1 protein-coding gene and 2 tRNA genes are annotated in these 2,288 nt (G+C 43.9%); all 3 read left to right on the top strand.

Annotated features, from left to right (window positions below; all coding sequences use genetic code 11):
• The first annotated feature begins 1 nt into the window (after position 1).
• The 3 genes from MTF70_RS24225 (at position 2) to MTF70_RS24215 (ending at position 2,287) form a co-directional block, all read left to right on the top strand.
• A tRNA-Asn gene (locus MTF70_RS24225) sits at positions 2-77 on the top strand.
• 275 nt (positions 78-352) lie between these two features.
• Positions 353-1,978 carry a methyl-accepting chemotaxis protein gene (locus MTF70_RS24220; RefSeq protein WP_025768824.1) on the top strand — a complete coding sequence of 542 codons (1,626 nt, stop codon included), beginning with the start codon at positions 353-355 and terminating at the stop codon, positions 1,976-1,978.
• A gap of 233 nt (positions 1,979-2,211) precedes the next feature.
• Positions 2,212-2,287, top strand: a tRNA-Phe gene (locus tag MTF70_RS24215).
• Position 2,288: the final 1 nt, after the last annotated feature.

Raw genomic sequence — 2,288 nt, 5'->3', positions numbered from 1 at the left:
TTCCTCCTTAGCTCAGTTGGTAGAGCGACGGACTGTTAATCCGCAGGTCGCTGGTTCGAGCCCAGCAGGAGGAGCCACTTTTAAAGCCGCATCACTTGATGCGGCTTTTTTGTATCTGCTTTATACGTCATTTCTCACTTTCCCATTTATCTGCACTTCATTTCTAAACATCAGCGAACATTAAATCCTTTCTTCAAAAACACTTATTTCACGCTAAAAATTTAATCCTCATCGTAATTTCAATACGCATTAGTATCCGAGCATATTTATCTTCACTAAGATGCCCGAGTTATTACATTTCTTCTTTTAGCTATGCCTTGCATAGTGATAACACTTTATTTGTGAGCTAAATATGAAACTAAAAACTCAAGCCTATTTATTATCTGCGATCATATTGCTAGCTCTCCTAGCTCTGACCGCAACGGGCTTATGGACACTTCGCGTCGCAAGTAACCTTGATAACAAAGCTCGAGTTACTGAGCTATTTAAAAGTGCGTACAGCATACTTACCGAAGTAGAAAAGATGGCTATCGAAGGCAAAATGCCGGAAGACGAAGCGAAAGCATTAGCCACTCGCCTACTTCGTAACAATATCTACAAAGACAACGAATACGTTTATGTCGCAGATGAAAATATGATGTTCATCGCCGCACCACTAGACCCTCAACTGCACGGAACCAGCTTCCATGACTTTAGAGATGGCAGTGGTAATAGCGTAGGCCAACTCATTCTAGATGTATTGGGGCACAAAACAGGTCAGATCGTTGAATATACCTGGAGCCAAAAACAAGCTGATGGCAGCATTGAAGAAAAACACTCGATAGCAGAAAAAACACCACACTGGGGCTGGGTTGTCGGTACAGGTATTGGCTTTAATGAAGTTAACGCACGTTTTTGGTCGACAGCACAATGGCAGCTTGTGCTGTGTCTGATTATCGCGGGAAGTATTCTAAGTGGCCTGATCATTTCGATTCGCAAAATGCTTCATCTACTTGGTGGAGAGCCTAACGACGTGCGTAAAGCAGTTCAAGCTGTCGCTCAAGGAGACATTCAGACCAGTTTTGATACTGTGGCACCGAGAGGAAGTATCTATCGTGCCGTGCAAGATATGAGTCAATCACTAGCTACCATGGTGACAAACCTAGAGAAGTCTATGCATGCACTGCGCGCAGAGTTGTTTGCCGTAGAGTCTCGATCAAATACGATTGCCGATCTTACCGTATCTCAGCAGCAATCAACGGCGATGATTGCCACTGCGATGACTGAAATGGCATCTTCAGCCAACCATGTTGCCAATTCAGCAAGCGACACCGCAAACAATACGGACGAGGCAGACAAACAAAGCCAACATACTCAGAAACTCATTCATAACACGGTTGAAAACATTCAAGGTTTAGCTTCTCAATTAAATACTGCGAGTAAAGCGGTCGCCGATCTAGATCAGGATGTAAATAATATTGTAAAAGTGCTCGATGTGATTGGTGATATTGCAGAGCAAACAAACCTATTGGCACTCAATGCAGCCATTGAAGCAGCACGTGCTGGAGAACAAGGCCGAGGCTTCGCAGTCGTTGCTGATGAGGTACGCAACCTAGCAGGACGCACACAAGACAGCACAAAAGAGATTCAGTATATGATCTCCAATCTGCAAGAAGGCTCTCGCAATGCCATTCACACAATGGAAATATGTGCAGAAACCAGTGAAAGCACTGTTACAGAGTCTAAGAATGCCTCTGAAGCTCTACAGCAAATTGTAACGGCGTTAGAATCTATCACCACAATGAGCCAGCAGATCGCTACTGCTGCCGCTGAGCAGACGCAGGTTAGCGATGATATTGCGCTACGCATAAACCTTATCGAGGAAAGCGGAGGCCAACTCAACTCTGTCGTAACCGAGAGCCAATCAAGTACTCAAAGTTTAGCTTCACTAGCGAATGAGCTAGAAGGTTGGGTAAACAAGTTCTCAGTAAAGCACTAGTTTAAAGTCAATTGTTCAATAAAAAGCACGTTTTCAGACGTGCTTTTTTGTTTTTATCGCCTTTATTTTGCAAGTGAACACACTATCAATGTTAAAACATCGCTTAAAGCATGGCGCATTGCTGCTAAAAACGCATAAAAACAGCCCACTCCGAGCACAAATTCATCAAACGATATTTTATTTTAATTTTATTGTTGACCTGAAAGCCGAAAAGCCTTTTAATACACCTCGTCGCCCGGATAGCTCAGTCGGTAGAGCAGAGGATTGAAAATCCTCGTGTCGGTGGTTCGATTCCGCCTCCGGGCACCAC

Source organism: Vibrio sp. 2CM40D (genome assembly GCF_023161825.1).
Lineage (GTDB): Bacteria > Pseudomonadota > Gammaproteobacteria > Enterobacterales > Vibrionaceae > Vibrio > Vibrio alginolyticus.
Note: the sequence above shows the minus strand (reverse complement) of the source record. Positions and strands in the feature narration are given on the sequence as shown.